Here is a 2305-nt window from a genome sequence, read left to right as displayed (position 1 = left end):
AGCCAGCGCAGATTGCTCGGCTCGGGCGTGATCTTGAGCGTCGCCGCGATCAGGCGCTGGTCGTAGCTATCGCGCGGACGGAACAGGATACGGTGCTCGCCGAACGCCACGGGCTGGCGGTAGCGGTAGGTCGTGACGTGGCGAACGGAGAGGATCGGCAAGGCGGGGAGGCTCCACCGCGCAGCAGGCGCGGGCGTGTCGGCACGGACGCTGGCCGATCACGATGCAAGAGGTGCGCCGGGGTCGCAGGTCGCCCTGCGCGCGAAGGCTCCGCGGGTCGTCCCCGCGAAACATAGGGGTCACGGAACGATCGGCTGCCGCTCGGTGGTGGCGCGCTCGGCCTCGACCAAAAGATCGAAGGGTCGCCACGGCTTCGGAATGAAGACCGCCTGCGGCGGCAGGTTGGCCGGCCGCTCGGCCCGCCGGCCGGAGGTCACCACCATCCGGGCCGTCGGCCAGAGCAGGGTGATGGCCGCGGCGAGTTGCAGGCCATCCATCGGCCCCGCGAGACGGACGTCCGCGAACACGAGAGCGACGCGCCCGCCCTGTTCCTGCATGATCGCGAGGGCCGCCTCGGCATTGTCGCAACCGATGACGCCGAGATCCGTATCACTGAGGAGGGCCTCGGCGAGCTGCCGCGTCGCCTCGTCGTCCTCCACCACCAGGGCCATCCGGTCGAATTTGACGGGTGCCGCCGGCTCGGGCCGAACGTTGCGGACGAGGCTGGCGAGGTGCTCGGGCACCCCCTCCGCGATGAGATCGTCGTAGAAGGCGGCCAGCGCCTGCCCGATCCGGTCGAGGGAGAGGCCCGGACTCAGGGTATCCACGGGCGCGGCCGGGCGGGCGGACGAGGATCGGTCCGGCGGGGTGCCTTTCAGGTCCGGCAAGAGAGGCCTCCGACAAGTGTGCTCGTGACGCGCCCTGCACGGGCCGCACGGACATTAAAGCCGGGACGCCACGCTCAGTTGCCAGAAATCATCCCATCGACCGACAGCCATGTGCCTTTTCTCAAGCACGTGACGTTTCTCGGGGGCGCCGCCCGTCAATCCACGGCGGCGTCGGCATAGGCCATCACGCCGGCCACCGAGCGCACGTCGCGGTAGCGGGCGCCGCGCGTGCTCATCATGGCCTCGAACTTCTCGTGCACCTGAGCCACCGAGAGGCTGGTGGCCTTACGGCGCCCGCGCTGGGCGGCAAAGAAGATCGACTTGTTGGCGCGTGCCGGGCCCGGTAGCATCTGGGCGGCGGCGGTCTTCGGCTTGTCGACGACGGAGGCGAGGAAATCCTCTGCGTCGTCGGGGCCGAGGAAGTGGGCGAGGTAGACCTCGCCGAGGGTGAGTTCGCGACCGATGCGCAGGGCGATGCGGGCGGCATCGCGCTTCAGCATCTCGCCGGCCATCAGGGCCGAGAGGTAGGGGTCGCGGCGCATCTCCAGGATGCGGGTACGCTCGGCTGCGTCCGTCACAGTGGGACGGCCGTTATCCGCCGCCACGATGAGGGCGGCATCGCTGGCGAGACCGTATTTCGGCCCGAAGTCCCGGATCACGCCGAGCCAGGTCCGCTCGATGAACTGGTAGAGCCCGGTCGCCGAGGAGGTCTGGGCCTGCACTTCGGTCTTGAAGCTGGATTCCTTGTCCGCCACCGCCATGAGCAGAACGGGGTCGGTCTCGACCGCCTGCGCGGCGCGGATGATCTTCTGGACGAGGTGGCGGCGGATGCGCATCGGGCCGAACTCGAGGACGTCGTTCGGATCGCCGACCGCGCTCTCGGTCAGGAGGAAGTCGTAGGAGACGCGGTCCACCGCGTTCGAGCCGAGCTCGGTGTCGAGGTCGTGGACAGCCGCGAAGGCGGAGGAGGCGGTCATCATGGCGGGTGCCGCCGGTGCGACCGGACTGGCCTTGAGGACGACCGAGACCGGCTGGACACGCGGCTTCGGCATCGTGATCTCGGTCATCGCCTGAGCCGATTGGACCACCCCCGCCTCGGGTCCGATCCCGTAGGACACGATGGCGCCGAGGCCGCCGGCCAGGAGCAGCATCGAGAGGACGGAGCGGGTGAGGGCGGGGCGGCTGCCGTGAGCGCTGCCGACTCGACCGGACAACATCAGGGCGTCGGATGCGTTGGGCGCGGCCCGCAGGCCCGAGCCTGCCACGAGGAGCCCTTTAGCGGGGTGCGGGCCTTTGGCGAAGACGGTCCTTGACGATCCGACGTTTCGACCCTGCATCTGTGCGACCCAACCCCGTTCCCTGGCAACGGATTGAGATTAGCTTGACAGATGTGGCGACAACACGGCCCAGTTTGGGGC

At 69.2% G+C, this 2305-nt stretch carries 3 protein-coding genes; all 3 read right to left on the bottom strand.

Annotated elements, in window-relative coordinates; genetic code table 11:
* Positions 1–161 (bottom strand): transglutaminase N-terminal domain-containing protein (locus K2X24_RS11830; RefSeq protein WP_292498162.1); only part of this gene is annotated, 161 nt, incomplete at its 3' end.
* A 138-nt stretch (positions 162–299) separates the two neighbouring features.
* Positions 300–827, bottom strand: coding sequence for a response regulator (locus K2X24_RS11825; protein ID WP_292498160.1), 528 nt, complete (start codon positions 825–827; stop codon positions 300–302).
* 215 nt (positions 828–1042) lie between these two features.
* The gene (locus K2X24_RS11820) at positions 1043–2224 is read right to left on the bottom strand and encodes a transglycosylase SLT domain-containing protein (RefSeq protein ID WP_292498157.1); all 1182 of its coding nucleotides are present in this window, start codon (positions 2222–2224) and stop codon (positions 1043–1045) included.
* Positions 2225–2305 lie beyond the last annotated feature (81 nt).

This window comes from Methylobacterium sp. (assembly GCF_019750675.1).
GTDB lineage: Bacteria > Pseudomonadota > Alphaproteobacteria > Rhizobiales > Beijerinckiaceae > Methylobacterium.
The sequence above is the reverse complement of the archived record's forward strand: the minus strand, read 5'-3'. Positions and strand labels throughout refer to the sequence as shown.

What these genes read in the sequence shown, in the direction of transcription:
- K2X24_RS11820 (WP_292498157.1), bottom strand. Translation starts at nt 2,224, where the DNA reads ATGCAGGGTCGAAACGTCGGATCGTCAAGGACCGTCTTCGCCAAAGGC.